The organism is Providencia sp. PROV040, from assembly GCF_032706145.1.
Taxonomy (GTDB): domain Bacteria; phylum Pseudomonadota; class Gammaproteobacteria; order Enterobacterales; family Enterobacteriaceae; genus Providencia; species Providencia hangzhouensis.
In genome coordinates, this window is sequence record NZ_CP120530.1 from 1,524,387 (window position 1) to 1,541,531 (window position 17,145).

Genomic DNA, 17,145 nt, shown 5'->3' on the forward strand with positions numbered 1-17,145 from the left:
CGTATGAATAAGCAGAAAATGACGACAGCTCAAGCGTTGGTTAAATTTCTAAACCAACAATATGTTGATGTTGATGGTGAGCAGTATCCGTTTATTCAGGGAGTATTTACGATTTTTGGCCATGGTAATGTTGTGGGTTTAGGTCAGGCGCTCGAAGAGGCGCCTGGGCATCTACGTGTTTATCAAGGTTGCAACGAGCAAGGCATGGCACATATTGCGACAGGCTTTGCCAAACAAAAAAAACGTAAACAAATTTTTGCGGTTACGTCCTCTGTTGGCCCAGGTGCTGCGAATATGATCACAGCTGCCGCAACAGCCACGGCGAATCGCATCCCACTGTTATTACTACCTGGCGATACTTTTGCAACACGTCAGCCCGACCCAGTATTGCAGCAAGTCGAACAATACGGTGATGGGACTATCAGTACTAATGATTGTTTTCGACCTGTCTCACGCTATTGGGATAGGATTTCACGGCCTGAACAGCTAATGGCAGCCATGGTTAATGCAATGCGGGTGTTAACGGATCCTGCGGATACTGGCGCGGTAACCATTTGTCTACCTCAAGATGTTCAAGGCGAGGCGTGGGATTACCCCGATTATTTTTTCCAAAAACGCATCCATCGTATTGAACGTAGACCACCGACAACGGTGAGTATCGAAGAAGCCGTTCATCTGATCCGCAGTAAGAAAAAACCATTGCTCATCTGTGGTGGTGGGGTACGTTATTCCGAAGCTCACGAGGCATTTTTACAGTTTGCTGAAGATTACCGTATTCCATTTGGCGAAACCCAAGCGGGTAAAAGTGCCGTCGTTGCTAGTCATCCCTTGAATATGGGTGGAATTGGCACTACAGGTGGGTTAGCCGCAAACTTGTTAGCTAAAGAGGCTGATTTAGTTATTGGTGTTGGCACCCGCTTTACGGATTTTACCACCGCATCTAAATCTTTATTTAGTCATCCAAATGTAACCTTCTTAAATATCAATGTTGCGGAATTCGATGCAAGTAAGTTAGATGCTTTGAAAGTTGTTGCAGATGCCAAAGAAGCACTTCAAGCACTGGATATAAAGCTGAAAGATTCTCACTATAAAGCTCAGTGGGGGGATGAAATTCAGCAGTCTAAACAACAGTGGAAAAATGAGCTGGAGCGCTTGTTTAGTATACAGTATCGGCCATTAGATTTTGTCCCTGAAATTGCAGGCCATCTTGATGATAAGCTTGAAGAATACCGTAAAACGCTAGGTACAGAACTGGCACAAACACGGGTGCTAGGCTTGATGCAGCAATACATGGAAGACGATGCCATTATTGTGGGGGCAGCAGGTTCATTACCGGGAGATTTACAACGTATTTGGCTACCAAAACAGCGAGATACTTATCATCTTGAATATGGTTATTCATGCATGGGGTATGAAATTGCCGCCGCTGTTGGTGCTAAAATCGCTGCGCCGAAGCAACCTGTTTATGCGATGGTCGGAGATGGTTCTTATTTGATGTTACACAGCGAATTACAAACCGCGATTCAGGAGAATATTAAGGTCACCATCTTACTGTTTGATAATGCAGGATTTGGTTGTATTAATAACCTGCAGATGAGCCAAGGAATGGGGAGTTTTGGTACAGAAAACCGCTACAGGAACCCACAAACGGGCTTGATGGATGGACCGTTAGTGAAGGTCGATTTTGCTAAAAACGCAGAAAGCTATGGCTGTAAAAGTTATCGGGTACATGATGAGGAACAATTGATTGCCGCACTGAAAGACGCGAAGTCCCATTCGGGCTGTGTATTGATTGATATTAAAGTACTTCCGAAAACAATGACCGATGGTTATGAAGCTTGGTGGCGCACAGGCACGGCACAAGTTTCTAAAAAGCCTCAAATAGTTGCTTCCGCTGAAAAAATTAAACAGATGGTTGAAAATAAAGTTCGTCTTTATTAATCAACGTGTTGAGGTAGTGCTTTGTATTATCGTAATAACTCGACGGTGTTTTTACCGTCGAGGAATGTTCTTCGTTTTCTTAATGAGTCAGATGTAATTAAGTAGGGTAGTTACTGGAAATTTAGCAAGGATTGCTTTGGTGTTAATTTACATAGTGGTTACCACTTGTGGGTCTATATTCGTCATACTTCAAGTTGTATGGGGAATGCTCTGCGCTACCCGCCCACGCAACTCGAATCATTTGGATTATATACCCAGCTTAGGCTGGGTTTTTTTATGGATTTAATAGTTTAAAAATAATTTAATTGAAATATATGTTTTATTTCGAGACGAAGGAAGAGCAAAAAAAGAAGTTATGGAGAACTAATGTGCCAGCAAACACAGACTTTATTGTTAAATGCTGTTCGCTTACATTGTCAATTTGTGATCTGAATAACACTAAAAATACACTTTAATATAACATTTGTTATCTAGAGCCCAAAAATATAATTTTCAAAAAATTATAAATTGAAATGAATGTTTTATTTGGTATATTTCGTAATATCCAAATAGTGGATTTAAGGTATCAAGGAGCATTTGAATGTTCAATATAGCACTATTCGGCGCAGGACGTATCGGACAGGTTCATGCTGTTAATATTGCCGGCCATAAAGAAACCAAACTTTACTCTGTCATCGACCCTTACCAACCCAATGCGGTTGCCTTGGCTGAAAAATACCAAGCCAAAGTTCAGACAACAGAAGAAGCAATGCAAGACCCTAATATACAGGGTGTTTTAATCGCTTCAGCCACAGATACTCACGCTGATCTAATCGAACTAGCAGCCAAACATAAAAAAGTGATTTTCTGTGAAAAACCTGTTCACCTCGACCTTGAGCGTGTGAAGCAGTGTTTAAAAAGCGTAAAAGAACATAACGTTCCACTGTTTATTGGTTTTAACCGTCGCTATGATCCTCAATTTCGCCACTTGAAAAATTTATTCCAACAAGGCGCGATTGGTAAAGCAGAATCTTTAATTATCACATCTCGTGACCCGTCACCACCACCTGCAGAATATGTTAAAGTCTCCGGTGGTATGTTCAGAGATATGACTATTCATGACTTTGATATGGCGCGCTTTATGATTGGCGAGGAGCCTTGCTCTGTCTACGCACAAGGCAGCAATGTTGTTGACCCTGCGATCGGCCAAGCCGGTGATATTGATACCGCGTTTATTATCTTAAAATTCCCATCAGGCGCAATGGCGACCATCTCTAACAGCCGTCGTTCAGGTTATGGCTATGACCAACGCATTGAATTACATGGTGAAAAAGGATTATTAACGGCTGGTAATATTAAAGAGAATAGTGTTGCGCTGTTAAGTGAAGTTGGGTGCTTATCGGCCAAGCCAGAGTATTTCTTCTTACAACGTTACCATGAAGCATACCAAGCAGAATGGCAGCATTTTGTTGATATCTTAGCAGGTCGTGCGGAGTCTGAAACGACAGGGACCGATGGTGAATTGGCTTTATATCTTGCAGACAAAGCACTGGAGTCACTCAAAACAGGTAAAGAAGTTAAATTGTAATTAATGCGGTAATACTATTTAACTTGATTATAGACTTGCGGTTAAAAATTAATTTTTGGCCGCAATAGTAAATATATTCATTTATTAATGAGTATATAAAATACTGATATTACATTTTATTTAATACTCTTTAGGCTTTCAATATTCCGAGATTAATTGAGGCTTTTTATAATCTTACTTTCTTTAATTTAACTGATGTATTCATCGTTTTAAATTTGCGAAATCTATTTTCAAAGAGTTTATCGATCAGGCCTAAAGCTAGCAAAGTAGCGATTCAAACCAGAGTGCCAGAAACTTATTTCATTATTTAATATTTAACATTAAACATTTATTTAAATATTGAAAAATTGTTTTTTTGGTAAGACATAATGATTCAAATAATAAGGTAATAATATGTCATTAATCATGAATCTCAATCAACAACAGAGAAAAAGGTTGCACCAAATAACCTTGGTTGCAACCTTTGGTGGATTACTATTTGGTTATGATACTGGTGTCATTAACGGTGCATTTTCATCACTGAAAGAAAACATGGGCTTAACGCCAACCACAGAAGGGCTGGTAATGAGTGTCCTATTAGTGGGCGCAGCATTAGGTAGTGTTTGTGGCGGACGTGTAGCAGACTTTGTCGGGCGCCGTACTTATTTGCTTTACCTCTCATTTCTGTTTTTATTTGGGGCATTTTTATCTGCGGCAGCCCCAAATATTGAAGTTCTTCTTATTGCTCGGTTTATATTGGGCTTTGCGGTGGGTGGAGCCTCTGTGACGGCACCGACATTTATTTCTGAAGTGGCTCCGACTGAAATGCGGGGGAAACTCACTGGGTTAAATGAAGTTGCTATTGTTATCGGGCAGCTAGCAGCATTTGCTATTAATGCGATTATCGGTTCAATTTGGGGGCATCTTCCTGATGTTTGGCGTTATATGCTGTTAGTACAAGCCGTGCCCGCGTTGTGTTTGCTATTTGGTATGTGGAAAGCGCCTGAAAGCCCACGTTGGTTAATGAGTAAAAACCGTCGTGAAGAAGCCTTGAAAATACTGAAGCAAATTCGTCCTGAAAAACGTGCAATTCAAGAATATGAAGATATCGTGACGTTATTAGATGTTGAAGCTGCGGAAGCTAAACGTCATCCGAATGCCAATAAACAAAATTTAGCGTTAATTTTTAATACACCTTGGATTTTTAAATTGGTTTTAATTGGGATGGTGTGGGCGGCATTACAGCAAACAACTGGGGTTAACGTTATTATGTATTATGGCACAGAAATTCTCAAAACAGCGGGTTTTTCTGAGCAAACATCTTTAGTTTTCAACGTATTAAATGGTGTTTTTTCTGTTGGTGGTATGGTGATAGGGGTGTTATTCCTTGTTGACCGATTTAAACGTAAGACACTGATTGTTGGTGGTTTTGCGCTAATGGCATCGTTACACTTATTAATTGCAGCTACAGACTACTTTTTAACCGGGGATGTTAAAGCAACATTAATTTGGTTACTTGGCGCGGTGTTTGTTGGGGTTATGCAAGGAACGATGGGCTTTTTAACGTGGGTGGTACTTGCTGAGCTATTCCCACTTAAAATTCGCGGGTTATCCATGGGGATCTCGGTCTTTTTTATGTGGATTATGAATGCGATTGTGAGTTATTTATTCCCTGTATTACAAGCAGAACTTGGTTTAGGTCCGGTATTCTTAATTTTTGCGGTAATAAACTACTTAGCTATCGTTTTTGTCGTGAAGTTATTGCCAGAAACATCAAACAAATCATTAGAGCAATTAGAAGAAGAGCTCTCATCAATGTAATTATTACTTATTGGTGGTGTGAATATACCTAATTAACTTAATCGAGGGTTGGATATGATAGAACAACTAACCACAAGTAATTTGCATTTAGGTTGTCAGGCAAGAAATAAAGCTGAAGTACTCAAAATGGTTGGTACGGAATTTAAAAATAAAGGTTATGTTGATAGGGATTGTGTACATTTCTTAACGGAAAGGGAGCAACAGATATCAACATTCTTGGGGAATGGCATCACGTTGCCACATCTACCTAAGTCCGCCAATGATATTATCTTGCATACCGGTGTTGAAATTTTTCAATTTCCTGACGGTGTTATTTGGGACAGAACCAATGTGATGTTTATTGCCATAGGCGTGATTGCAAAATCAAGGGAACATATTGATGTACTTAGGGAAATTGCGTTGATTTTTAGTGACGAATTTATTGCCAATGCATTGTCTCTGACCTCAAGTAAAGAAGAGTTTTTAAGTATTCTTCATCGTTAATTTTTAGTTCTGAAGAGAGTATGGGATCTTGCCAGATCCCATACTCAATAAATTTCACTTTTAGTTATTCTATTTCATTTTATTCCATCTCATCACGACTCTATTATTTTTCCTTTCTTTAAATTTAATATTTATTTTCTTATAAATTAATTAATTACACTAAAAATTAACGTTAGATCACATAATGAAATTAATGTTTCTAATAATATTGAAAATGAAACGAATGTTCCGTATAACATCATTATTGAAATAAAATCTGGAACGAATATTGGGCCAGCTATTGCACTACAAGAAATGAGCGAGAGGTAGAACAGATGAAAGAGATCCGTATCGGGATGATAGGTACTGGCTATATAGGACGAGCTCATGCCATTGCTTATGCACAAGCACCAACCGTTTTTCCATTGCGGGGGAAATTGGTTCGCGAAATGATTGCAGAAATTACCCCTGAGCTAGCACAAACCCGAGCTCAGGAAATGGGTTTTAATCGTGCAACGGATGACTGGCGCAAATTAGTTGCAGATCCAAATATTGATGTAGTAGATATTTGCTCGCCTAATTTCCTGCACAAAGAAATGGCAATGGAGGCAATTAAGCATGGTAAACATGTTTATTGTGAAAAACCATTAGCACTCAATTCTGAAGATGCCAAAGAAATGGTCGAAGCGGCTAAACAAGCCGGCGTCTTAACGTTAGTGGGTTTTAACTATATGAAAAACCCAACTTCGCAGCTAGCCAAAGAAATCATTGCAAATGGCGAAATCGGGGAAGTTATCCATTTTTATGGCACTCATAATGAAGATTATATGGCTGACCCTAGCGCTCCAATTCACTGGCATTGCTTTAAAGAAAAAGCAGGGTTAGGTGCTTTGGGGGACTTGTCTGCACACATTATCAATATGGCGCAATTCCTAGTAGGGGATATTGAAACCGTCTGTGGTGATATGGAAATTGTGATTAAACAGCGCCCTGAAAAAACGGGATCAACCGTTATGGTTACGGTTGAAAATGAAGACCAAGCGCATGCCATGGTACGTTTTGCTGGTGGCGCAATGGGCGTCATTGAAACTTCACGAATCGCAGCTGGCCGTAAAATGGGGCTAACCTACGTGGTGACTGGCACCAAAGGAACTTTGTCTTTCACTCAAGAAAGAATGGCAGAGCTAAAGCTCTATCGCCATGATGAACCTAGCAACCGCCAAGGTTTTAAAACAATTTTTGTTGGGCCAGAACACCCGGATTATGCACCATTTTGTAATGCTGCAGGTCATGGTATTGGCTTCAATGACCAAAAAACAGTTGAAGTGCGTGATTTAATTGATGGCGTTGCAACAGGGCAGCCAATGTGGCCTGATTTTGAAGAAGGCTGGAAAGTATCACGAATATTAGACGCGATAGCACGTTCATATGACGAACAACGTTGGGTTAACGTTAAAGAAATCAATTAATTCTGTTGTAGTTAAGGGGTAATTAATGGATAAGCAGAAGAAGTTAGATGTTATCTGTATGGGCCGTATTGCCGTTGACCTGTACGGACAACAGATAGGTTCTCGTTTAGAAGATGTGAGCTCGTTTGCCAAATATTTAGGCGGCTCTTCAGGAAACGTTGCATTCGGCACTGCAATACAAGGATTGAAATCATCAATGCTTGCCCGTGTGGGGGATGAACACATGGGGCGCTTTTTACGTGAGGAGTTACAGCGTGTAGGCTGTGATACTAGCCATCTTATTACAGACAAAGACAGATTAACGGCATTAGTTATCTTAGGGATTAAAGATCAGGATACTTTCCCATTAATTTTCTATCGTGATAACTGCGCAGATATGGCGATTACGCCAGACGATTTCTCTGAAGAATATATTGCATCTGCACGCTGCTTGGCAATTACAGGAACGCATTTATCTAACCCGAAAACTCGCGCGGCAGTACTAAAAGCGTTGGAATATGCTAAACGTAATAATGTCAAAACAGCCATTGATATTGATTATCGCCCGGTCTTATGGGGACTGACCTCTTTGGGTGATGGTGAAACGCGTTTTATTGCTTCCGATAGTGTCACGCAACAACTGCAAGACGTATTATCGATGTTCGATTTGATTGTCGGTACAGAAGAAGAATTTCATATTGCAGGCGGGACGACGGATACCGTACAAGCACTTAAGAACATTCGCCAATTAACGGATGCGGAACTGGTGTGTAAACGCGGCTCTCTTGGCTGCTCCGTATTTAGTGGTGAGATCCCAGAAACGTTGGACGAAGGGATCACCGTTCATGGTGTGAGAGTTGAAGTTCTCAACGTATTAGGTGCCGGTGATGCATTTATGTCTGGCCTACTTCGTGGTTATCTAAACGGCGATGGTTGGGAAAAAGCCTGCGCTTATGCGAATGCTTGTGGGGCTTTAGTGGTTTCGCGCCATGGCTGTGCGCCTGCAATGCCAACAAAAATCGAGTTGGATAATTACCTTGAGCGTGCAGCAGCAGTTACACGCCCAGATCTCGACCCGATGCTTAACCATTTGCACCGTGTGACTTCACGTAGCACACAATGGAATGAACTTTGTGTTATGGCATTTGACCACCGCATTCAATTTGTTGATATGGCACGCCTCGCAGGGGTTGATATCTCTTGCATTCCAACCCTGAAAAAATTGATTTACCGCGCTAGCAGTGAAGTGGCCGAAGAGGCAAATCTGCAGGGGAAAGCAGGGTTACTCTGTGATAGTACATTTGGCCAAGACGTATTGAATGATGTAACCGGCCGTGGTTGGTGGATAGGCCGCCCAATTGAGCTACCTGCGTCAAGACCATTATGCTTAGAGCATGGGAATATTGGCTCTCAGCTGATTAGCTGGCCAAAAGAGCATATTGTCAAATGTTTGGTATTTTTTCACCCAGAAGACAACCATCCACTGCGCTTAGAGCAAGAAAAAACGGTTCAAGAAGTGTATAGCGCTTGCTGCCAATCAGGGCATGAATTGTTGCTCGAGGTGATATTGCCCGCAGATATGGAACGCAACGATGAGCTGTATTTACGCGCAATCAAACGCTTCTATAACTTAGGTATAAAACCAGATTGGTGGAAATTACCACCACTACAAGAGCAAAACTGGGATGCAGTTGATCAATTAATTCAAGAACGTGACCCTTATTGCCGCGGTGTCGTGCTCTTAGGACTTGACGCACCACAAGCTGAGCTACAAGCAGGCTTCAACGCAGCCGCTGGGAAATCAATCGTCAAAGGATTTGCTGTTGGCCGCACTTTATTTGGTAAGCCTTCGTTGGAGTGGATGAAAGGTGAAATCAATGACGATGAGCTGGTGCAGAAAATCAAAACCAATTACTTAAACCTGATAGCCCTATGGCGTCAGCGTAAATAATATTACTTTTACCTACACAGGAGCTTCATCATGGCAATCCAACTTGGTATCAACCCGTTGACATGGACGAATGATGATTTACCCACTTTAGGGGCAGAAACGTCTCTAGAAACATGTTTAACTGAAGGTCGTCAAGCGGGTTTCGCTGGTTTTGAGCTAGGTAATAAATTTCCACGTAAAGCGGAAATCTTAGGGCCGATCTTAAAGCAGCATGATTTACAACTGGTTTCAGGCTGGTATTCGGGAGAATTATTATCTCGCAGTGTGGAAGAAGAAATTGAAGCGGTACAAGAGCACTTAGCATTGCTACGTGATTTAGGCGCTAAAGTGATGGTTTTCGCGGAAGTGACTCACTGTATTCATGGCGATCAAAACAAACCTGTTCATATGCGCCCATTGTTCCCAGCTGATCAATGGGAAGAATACGGTAAAAAATTGACCGAATTCGCAAAATATACTTTATCTCAAGGGGTTAAGATTGCCTATCATCATCATATGGGGACAGTGATCGAGTCCGCAGAAGATGTGGATAATTTAATGAAACATACAGGGGATGAGGTCGGTTTATTACTGGATACAGGGCATTTAACCTTTGCCGGTGCAGACCCAGTTGAAGTGGCAAAACGCTGGGCAAAACGTATCAATCATGTGCATTGCAAAGATGTCCGTGCAGATGTCCTAAAAGATGTTAAAAACCGTAAAACCAGCTTCTTAGATGCAGTATTAGCAGGGGTGTTCACGGTACCCGGTGATGGCTGCGTTAACTATCCAGAAGTGTTTAAAGTATTGAAAAATAGCCAATATGAAAATGGCTGGTTAGTGGTCGAAGCAGAGCAAGACCCTGCGATCGCACATCCATTGACTTATGCCACATTGGGTTACAACAATTTGTCTAAATTTGCTAAGGATGCGGGCTTAATCTAAATCGTCGTCGTCATATTTCAGTCTGTGGCGTTGTTAGCTTTGTTTGCTGACTCTAGCCACAAACTGAACTGTTTAATTGATGAAACGGTTAGTAACTGAAAAGAATTACATATCTAGAACCTAAAAAGTGTCAGAGGAAAGTTATGTCAAAATTATTGTCGAAATACCATGCTCCAGATGCACATAAGCGAACTCAGCATATCACTCCGAAAATCGCTAACTGGGGATATGTTCACTTTGATGTTTATGAATTAAAACAAGGCGAGTCTATCTCCTTGCCTGCCTCTGAAAATGAAATGTGCTTAGTGCTGGTGGCGGGTAAAGCGACAATTAAAACACCGAATCAAGCGTTTGAAAATATTGGTGACCGTATGGATCCTTTCGAGCGTAAAAAGCCGTATGCGGTGTATGTTACAGCGCAAGAGTTTGCTGAGGTCATGGCGGATACCGACCTTGAATTGGCAGTTTGCAGGGCAAAAGGAAAAGGAACTTACCCAACTCGTTTAATTGTCCCTGATGATATTGGTGCGGAACAACGTGGCCATGGTTATAACAAACGCTATGTGCATAATATTTTGCCGGATGATAAAGCCGCTGATAGCTTATTAGTCGTGGAGGTCTTTACAGATGAAGGCTGTACTAGCTCTTATCCAAGCCATAAACATGATACCGATAATGAACCCAATGAAACTTATCTAGAAGAAACCTATTATCATCGTTTAAATCCTTCCCAAGGTTTCTGTATGCAGCGCGTTTACACGGATGATCGTGAGTTAGATGAATGTATGGCGGTGTATAACAAAGATGTTGTTATGGTACCAAAAGGGTATCACCCAATGGCGACAGTGGCTGGTTATGATAACTATTACCTTAATGTGATGGCAGGACCAACCCGTAAGTGGTTATTTACATGGGAAAAAGACCATAACTGGGTGAATAGTGAAATCTATGCAGCGAAACATAGTGAAAAGTAAGTTAAAGCAGAAATATGTGAATTAAGTTCTGTTATCTATCTTTGCCGGTAAATATTTACCGGCTTTTTTTTCGATTAAACTTAATATGCTGCAGTAAATTGTTGGCGAATGAACTGCCTATTATTTACCTCATCAAGTACAGCTACCGCAAAATCTTCAACTGATATTTTCGCAGGAACGTTGCCATTCATCAGCAATTGTTCGCCTCCAAGACGGAAGGTTTCTGTTCTTTTTCCTTCCTCGAGTATTGCGGCTGGGGAAATGTAGGTCCAATCCAATGAATCAATGGATTGTAATTGGTTCTTAAATTCCCTCATTGCTTGAGCGCCTGGTTTTATTTCGGCAGAAAAATCGGGGGAATCAATTAAATCAATACCTGAAGCAATTTTTAGGCTTCCTGCACCACCGACCACAATAAATCGTTTTACCATCGATTTTTGTACTGCTTGTAAAATGGCCTGGTTTCCTGCCACGGTATCTTGATACAAATTCGGATTTTGCCAGCCACCATTAAACGCGCTGATGATGACATCCTGTCCTTTAAGCCGAGAGGTTAACCATGGGATATCTGTAATATCACCAGCGGCGGTGATTAAAAGAGCGTGCTGAAATAATTGATTACTATGACGAGAAATAGCCGTCACTTGGTGGTGCCGAAGCAACGCTTCAGCGACTAATGCTCTGCCGACAAAACCCGTTGCGCCAATAATCGATATTTTCATCTTCAGTTCCTCTTTGCTTGAGTGCCTCACTCAAGAATAATGATACTGATAGGGCTAGGCTTTAGGACTAAGACTTGTTTTCCCAATGTGTTCTTTTTGAGTATAGAACAAACGTTCTTATTGGGGAATATGCTTAATTTTATTTCGTTTCTCTAAATAACTTTAAAATAATACTCGTCATAATGGCGATGGTTCCTCCTAAGGCGGTTTCAAGAACGCGGTCAAACAATAATTCATAGGTTGGGTGACGCCAATATATAACGAGCTCAAGAATGGACAAAATTAAGCTTGTCACGACAAACGTCATAAACGTATATCCGTGATGAAAGCTCATCGGCATTAAAAAGGCGAACACCACGACTGCAATTAAACCGATATACGGCATAAAGGGTAAATTGAATAAAAAATACAATAATAAGACAGAAATAAGACTGCCTAAGACCCTCTGCAAAGTAATTTTAACGATACTTTGTGATTTTGGATGCAATACAAAAACGAAGGTCAGTAATGTCCAATAAAAGTGCCCTAGATCTATACTGCGAGGAATAGCGAGCGCGAGTAATAGCCCCAAAGCATAAATCATTGAGCGTGGGATAATATTTTTTCTCAACGTAAACAAATTTTGTTCAACTAAAGCGCTCGTTATTACACTATGGCGTGTCATTTTATGGCTAAGGACATAATACGTAATTAACGTTACTCCACTACCAATAATAAACCCTAACGCTAAGCTTTTGGATATATCAGGTAAAATGGTACCAATTGTCGACATGATAATCATAAATTTCATGGTTAAATCCATAGCAGGATCTGTGCCATACAATTGGTAGTAAATGAACGAAAAAATGGCGAGATAAATATAATATGCGGTACCAAGGCGTAACGTATCACCGATAAAAATAGCGACTAAAATCATCAATAAACAACAAGCGGTATAGGCATAATTCTTATATTCTTTTGCTGCATTGAATAAATTAAAGGAATACAGCGTTGAGAATGTTGCCCACATCGCAGCTTGTGCATCTAAGATCACAAAAGCGGTTGCGGCGCTAAAAAACATACAACTGGTAAAAATAATTCCATCGTGGATAGCAGGAAACGTTCTCATAATCCGATGCTCACAAATAGAGGCTTAACCTATTAATTAATAACGTAATTAAATAATATACGGTATAAAATTTCAAGGTGAGAACTCAGTATTTATGACAAGTTACCATTAAATGGCATGTGTTGAATTGTTGGTTGCGATATTCTGTTTTTATGTGACAAAAAAGGCATAATAGGGGAGAGCAGTTGTAGCAATCATAAAGGTAATAAAATGCAAATAATCAATCCTCATGATTTTGTTTGGGTCGGCAGCAATAATGATGTCGCGATAGAATCGCTTCCTGAATGGGTCGGCTCACAGTGGAACAGTAAGTTACCGTTGACGGTATACCGAAATAAAGCGGATGAGAATAAACTGACTGTTGCAATTAGAGGAATTAAGCCACACCAACGCGTTACAGCACAAATTGAAAAATCTGCAATTACGCACATTATGAATGTGGAATCCTTGGTGGCGAATTCGGTGGAACTACAACGTTCAATGTTTATCGCTTTACCACCAGTGCAGGTTTTATGGATCATTTCACAGACTAAATGGCCTTGGCAATGGGGAGTAACAGGGAGTTGCGCTTACACTTTAGCGACAGATATCCAAAGTATGTTGTCAGACTGCGACCTTGATGTGGTCATTCGCTGTCCACATCGTCAAGAAAAAGAAGATTTTGCTGAGTTTGCAATTAAGGCGAATACTCCTTATTGCCCAATTGATATTCATATCGAAACCCCTAAAGGTGGGTTTTCATTAGCTGAGTGGTTTAAAAATGAACAGGTTACATTACACACACCACTTGGCGATATTATGACCGCAGACCCGTGGAATGAAAAATTATAGCCCGCTGTTTGTCTGTTAAACAACCTAATGTAGCTTGAATGACCGACAAATTGGTTAAATATTAATTTTGATGTTCGAGCAGGTGATTTTTTACTAATCAAATAAAAGCTGGAGGCATATAATGCCTCCCGATTAGCCTATTTTTAGTGTTCAATATAGGGTTCTTGTAAACCTGCTTCATGCCATTCTTTCATTGCGGGTAAAACTAAAATTCGGTCAACCCATTGTTTGGCAGCTGGGTTTACAGGTAAGTGATAACTGCGAATTCGAAAGGCAACTGGTGCAAAAAAAGCATCTACAGCCGTAAATTCACTACCTGCAAGCCAAGGACCACCAAATTGGTTTAACCCATCCTGCCATAATTTCTGCAATCGATTTAAGTCGGTTTGTAATTCAATTGAAATATTGTTAAGTGGCGAATTATGAGTACCGTCCATTGGACATTGCTGGCGTAATGCACTAAAACCCGAGTGCATTTCTGCGCTTGCACTACGAGCCCATGCTCTGGCTTTTCGCTCTTTTGGCCAGACTTGAGGGTAGTCTTCTGCAACATATTCACAGATGGCTAAAGAATCCCATATTGTTTGGTTTTCATCGATTAAACAAGGGACTAAGCCTGTAGGTGAAAAACGACTGAATTTTTCATGGCTGCTTTTGCCGTTTTCAAATAAACACAAATTTTCTTCAAACGGGATCTGTAATACCTTTAGTAAAACCCAGGGACGTAGTGACCATGAAGAGTAGTTTTTATTTGCTATCCAAAGTTTATACATAGTATTTAACCTATCAATCAGTTTGCAATGTTAAAAGAAAGAATACCAATGTATGGGGAAAAAGGCAGACCTACAAATGTTATTTTATGAATAACAGCTTATATCTATTAGGAATAAGCTAGATTTAATTGAAATTAATAAATAAATGAACTAAGTATTTAGTTACGACCATTTACAAAACTGGAAGAATCTTTATTCAACTTTTATAATTAAAACTAGACAAAATCAAATAGTAATCTATTTTTCATTATGTTGATCGTATTTGAATGTCTTCAACAAAATATTTGTTTAACTTTGGGATAGGAATAAAATTAATTTCACCTTATGATTATTACGGCTTAGTTAATAAAATATTACCTTCTTCTCTAAATGGTTTTTATCATGCAATGGAAAAATAATGCAAGTCGTTATGGGCATATCTCTTTGCTCATACATTGGCTAGTCGCAATTGTCGTATATGGAATGTTCGCTTTAGGTTTATGGATGGTGACACTAGGCTATTATGATAGTTGGTATCATCAAGCTCCTGAGATACATAAAAGTATAGGAATATTATTATTTATTGTTATGGCATTTCGTGTGATTTGGCGATTTATTTCACCGCCACCGAAGCCATTAGCAAGCTACAGTAAATTAACGAAAGCTAGCTCTATTATTGTTCAAATTCTGATTTATATTATTTTGTTCAGTATTTTGATCAGTGGTTATTTAATCTCAACCGCTGATGGACAGCCTATCAGTGTATTTGATTGGTTTGAGGTTCCTGCACTATTTACGGGTGCTGCAACACAAGCAGATACAGCAGGTGAAGTTCATTTATATTTAGCTTGGGCAGTGGTTCTATTATCAGTGTTGCATGCTTTTGCAGCTTTTAAACATCACTTTTTTGATCGTGATATTACATTAAAAAGAATGTTGGGTTTTAACCCCGATAAGTAACGTGGAGATAATTATGTTGAAGAAAACGGTTCTTGGTCTGGCTACTGGCGCACTTTTTTTAACGGCAGGTTCAGCATTAGCAGAAACTTACCAATTTGATAAGCAAGGCCAACACGCGTTTATTGAATTTCGTATTCAGCATTTAGGTTATAGCTGGGTATATGGTAGTTTTAAAGACTTTGATGGGTCTTTCACTTATGATGCAAAAGACCCATCAAAAGATAAAGTCGAAGTAACTATTAAGACAGGCAGCATTGACACTAACCACGCAGAGCGTGATAAACATTTACGCAGTGGTGATTTCTTAAATGCAGCAAAATTCCCTGAAGCAAAATTCGTTTCAACAGAAGTGAAGAAAGACGGTGAAACATACAAAATCACAGGTGATTTCACATTAAATGGTGTTACTAAGCCGATTACATTAGATGCTAAATTAATGGGCGAAGGTAAAGATCCTTGGGGTGGATACCGTGCAGGTTTTGAAGCTGAAGGTAATATTAAGCTGAAAGAATTTAACATCAAATCTGATTTGGGCCCTAAATCTCAAGAAGCACAACTGTTGATTTCAGTTGAAGGTGTTCAAGTTAAATAAGATTTTTATCATAATAAACCTTCAAGCTTTCAAGTCTTGAAGGTTTTTTTATATCTAGCGTTTTCTAAATTGTTTATTTATGGCAAATTCTCCCGTCTTAGCCTCGCATTTTCCCTTATTCCTATAGCTTGACGACTTTGATACAAGCTAAAATAAACATTATCACTTTTTATAGGTCAATTCGTGGCATTAATAACCTAGGTCCGTGATGACTATTGTTTTTAGATGCCATGACATTATATGCGATGGGTTCTACAGTATATAAGTAGCTTGAAAGTGTTTGTGGGAACCGTTTTACCAAGAAAAGGCAGGGTAACTTTGAATACAAATAACTCACGTAAAACCGCATTAATTGTTAGCATTATTTTTATTGCATTCGCATTCGGTTTTTATTGGTTAAGTAAAGATAATAATGTGTTATCTACAGAAAATAATAGTGCAATTCATTCAGAGGCACTTGCCCAAGTTGAAAAAGAACTGCCGATTATCGCGACGGTGAAGAAAATAAGCCCTGAAACCTATCAAAGTTTTGAGCATCTAATCACGCAATACGACCCAGCTAATGAAGATTTACGTCGTCAACTGTTTGATCAGGTTGTTGGCAATGTCATGAAGCTGGTGCTAGAACGTATGGAATATGCTTCTGATGATTCCGTAATTAATTTTACTAGCAGAGTGAATGATTACCTGAAAATCTTATTAGAAGAAGACCCAACAGGAAAAACGTGTTTTTATTCATTGTTTCCGCACTTAAGAGAAACAGCGGAAATTATTCCACCACAAAAAAGCCAAGCTGTTTTGTTGAAACAAATCCAAGCGACCAATGAGCTCTTAATTTCAAGTGAAGCTGGTGTAAAACAGGCGTTGATGTCCCCAAAAGAGTATTCTGAGGAATTAACACAGCTTGCTAGTGGGCTTTCTGCAAAGTATGGTGAAGATACCGCAATCCTTGGAAATTTAGAAGCAGGGAAGAAATCACCTGCATTAGCGTGCCGTATTTCTATTAGTTTCTATAATGAAATATTATCTATGCCTGATAATCAGAAAAAAGCTGCATTACTACGTTCTTTATTTTCATCAGTAAATAATTAATTCTTTCCAGCAAAATGGCAC

The 17,145-nt window shown here is 39.7% G+C and carries 15 protein-coding genes; 12 read left to right on the top strand and 3 right to left on the bottom strand.

The window, feature by feature from the left end; translation table 11 throughout:
• Window positions 1-3: 3 nt before the first annotated feature.
• From iolD to iolB, 8 genes are all read left to right on the top strand, one after another.
• The gene (gene iolD, locus P3L40_RS06910; protein ID WP_196731645.1) at window positions 4-1,941 is read left to right on the top strand and encodes a 3D-(3,5/4)-trihydroxycyclohexane-1,2-dione acylhydrolase (decyclizing); all 1,938 of its coding nucleotides are present in this window, start codon (window positions 4-6) and stop codon (window positions 1,939-1,941) included.
• Window positions 1,942-2,521: 580 nt separating this feature from the next.
• On the top strand, window positions 2,522-3,508 hold the full coding sequence (gene iolG, locus P3L40_RS06915; protein WP_004262138.1) for an inositol 2-dehydrogenase: 987 nt from the start codon (window positions 2,522-2,524) through the stop codon (window positions 3,506-3,508).
• Window positions 3,509-3,901: 393 nt separating this feature from the next.
• Window positions 3,902-5,308: a sugar porter family MFS transporter gene (locus P3L40_RS06920; RefSeq protein ID WP_004913304.1), complete on the top strand. Its 1,407-nt coding sequence runs from the start codon at window positions 3,902-3,904 to the stop codon at window positions 5,306-5,308.
• A 54-nt stretch (window positions 5,309-5,362) separates the two neighbouring features.
• Complete coding sequence (locus P3L40_RS06925; RefSeq protein ID WP_004262128.1) at window positions 5,363-5,791, top strand: PTS sugar transporter subunit IIA; 429 nt, start codon at window positions 5,363-5,365, stop codon at window positions 5,789-5,791.
• 314 nt (window positions 5,792-6,105) lie between these two features.
• A complete protein-coding gene (locus P3L40_RS06930) occupies window positions 6,106-7,239 on the top strand; it encodes a Gfo/Idh/MocA family protein (protein WP_196731646.1) in 1,134 nt (377 codons plus the stop codon).
• A 25-nt stretch (window positions 7,240-7,264) separates the two neighbouring features.
• Window positions 7,265-9,169 (top strand): bifunctional 5-dehydro-2-deoxygluconokinase/5-dehydro-2-deoxyphosphogluconate aldolase, encoded by a 1,905-nt coding sequence (locus P3L40_RS06935; protein ID WP_210852406.1) that lies wholly within the window; start codon window positions 7,265-7,267, stop codon window positions 9,167-9,169.
• Window positions 9,170-9,199: 30 nt separating this feature from the next.
• Window positions 9,200-10,093, top strand: coding sequence for a myo-inosose-2 dehydratase (iolE, locus tag P3L40_RS06940; protein WP_096863200.1), 894 nt, complete (start codon window positions 9,200-9,202; stop codon window positions 10,091-10,093).
• 143 nt (window positions 10,094-10,236) lie between these two features.
• Complete coding sequence (gene iolB / locus P3L40_RS06945; protein WP_210852409.1) at window positions 10,237-11,067, top strand: 5-deoxy-glucuronate isomerase; 831 nt, start codon at window positions 10,237-10,239, stop codon at window positions 11,065-11,067.
• Window positions 11,068-11,147: 80 nt separating this feature from the next.
• Here the strand turns inward: iolB and P3L40_RS06950 are convergent, their stop codons facing one another.
• Window positions 11,148-11,789 carry an NAD(P)-dependent oxidoreductase gene (locus P3L40_RS06950; RefSeq protein ID WP_210852411.1) on the bottom strand — a complete coding sequence of 214 codons (642 nt, stop codon included), beginning with the start codon at window positions 11,787-11,789 and terminating at the stop codon, window positions 11,148-11,150.
• A 139-nt stretch (window positions 11,790-11,928) separates the two neighbouring features.
• Window positions 11,929-12,897 (bottom strand): FUSC family protein, encoded by a 969-nt coding sequence (locus P3L40_RS06955; protein WP_004262118.1) that lies wholly within the window; start codon window positions 12,895-12,897, stop codon window positions 11,929-11,931.
• Between the two features lie 210 nt (window positions 12,898-13,107).
• Here P3L40_RS06955 and P3L40_RS06960 point away from each other — a divergent pair, with 210 nt between their 5' ends.
• Window positions 13,108-13,728, top strand: a complete 621-nt coding sequence (locus P3L40_RS06960) for a malonate decarboxylase holo-ACP synthase (RefSeq protein ID WP_136134531.1) — start codon at window positions 13,108-13,110, stop codon at window positions 13,726-13,728.
• Window positions 13,729-13,871: 143 nt separating this feature from the next.
• Here the strand turns inward: P3L40_RS06960 and P3L40_RS06965 are convergent, their stop codons facing one another.
• A complete protein-coding gene (locus P3L40_RS06965; RefSeq protein WP_004262116.1) occupies window positions 13,872-14,501 on the bottom strand; it encodes a glutathione S-transferase family protein in 630 nt (209 codons plus the stop codon).
• Window positions 14,502-14,882: 381 nt separating this feature from the next.
• On the opposite strand from P3L40_RS06965, the gene P3L40_RS06970 reads away from it, so the two are divergent.
• From P3L40_RS06970 to P3L40_RS06980, 3 genes are all read left to right on the top strand, one after another.
• Window positions 14,883-15,440 carry a cytochrome b gene (locus tag P3L40_RS06970; protein WP_094961347.1) on the top strand — a complete coding sequence of 186 codons (558 nt, stop codon included), beginning with the start codon at window positions 14,883-14,885 and terminating at the stop codon, window positions 15,438-15,440.
• Window positions 15,441-15,453: 13 nt separating this feature from the next.
• A complete protein-coding gene (locus P3L40_RS06975; RefSeq protein ID WP_004262112.1) occupies window positions 15,454-16,032 on the top strand; it encodes a YceI family protein in 579 nt (192 codons plus the stop codon).
• 318 nt (window positions 16,033-16,350) lie between these two features.
• Window positions 16,351-17,124 carry a hypothetical protein gene (locus tag P3L40_RS06980; protein ID WP_036958473.1) on the top strand — a complete coding sequence of 258 codons (774 nt, stop codon included), beginning with the start codon at window positions 16,351-16,353 and terminating at the stop codon, window positions 17,122-17,124.
• Window positions 17,125-17,145 lie beyond the last annotated feature (21 nt).

Excerpts from the sequence above, each read along its gene's own strand:
- P3L40_RS06960 (WP_136134531.1), top strand. The coding sequence starts at position 13,108 with ATGCAAATAATCAATCCTCATGATTTTGTTTGGGTCGGCAGCAATAAT.
- P3L40_RS06955 (WP_004262118.1), bottom strand. The coding sequence starts at position 12,897 with ATGAGAACGTTTCCTGCTATCCACGATGGAATTATTTTTACCAGTTGT.
- iolB (WP_210852409.1), top strand. The coding sequence starts at position 10,237 with ATGTCAAAATTATTGTCGAAATACCATGCTCCAGATGCACATAAGCGA.
- P3L40_RS06965 (WP_004262116.1), bottom strand. The coding sequence starts at position 14,501 with ATGTATAAACTTTGGATAGCAAATAAAAACTACTCTTCATGGTCACTA.
- P3L40_RS06975 (WP_004262112.1), top strand. The coding sequence starts at position 15,454 with ATGTTGAAGAAAACGGTTCTTGGTCTGGCTACTGGCGCACTTTTTTTA.
- P3L40_RS06970 (WP_094961347.1), top strand. The coding sequence starts at position 14,883 with ATGCAATGGAAAAATAATGCAAGTCGTTATGGGCATATCTCTTTGCTC.
- iolD (WP_196731645.1), top strand. The coding sequence starts at position 4 with ATGAATAAGCAGAAAATGACGACAGCTCAAGCGTTGGTTAAATTTCTA.
- P3L40_RS06925 (WP_004262128.1), top strand. The coding sequence starts at position 5,363 with ATGATAGAACAACTAACCACAAGTAATTTGCATTTAGGTTGTCAGGCA.
- iolE (WP_096863200.1), top strand. The coding sequence starts at position 9,200 with ATGGCAATCCAACTTGGTATCAACCCGTTGACATGGACGAATGATGAT.
- P3L40_RS06920 (WP_004913304.1), top strand. The coding sequence starts at position 3,902 with ATGTCATTAATCATGAATCTCAATCAACAACAGAGAAAAAGGTTGCAC.
- P3L40_RS06935 (WP_210852406.1), top strand. The coding sequence starts at position 7,265 with ATGGATAAGCAGAAGAAGTTAGATGTTATCTGTATGGGCCGTATTGCC.
- P3L40_RS06930 (WP_196731646.1), top strand. The coding sequence starts at position 6,106 with ATGAAAGAGATCCGTATCGGGATGATAGGTACTGGCTATATAGGACGA.
- P3L40_RS06950 (WP_210852411.1), bottom strand. The coding sequence starts at position 11,789 with ATGAAAATATCGATTATTGGCGCAACGGGTTTTGTCGGCAGAGCATTA.
- iolG (WP_004262138.1), top strand. The coding sequence starts at position 2,522 with ATGTTCAATATAGCACTATTCGGCGCAGGACGTATCGGACAGGTTCAT.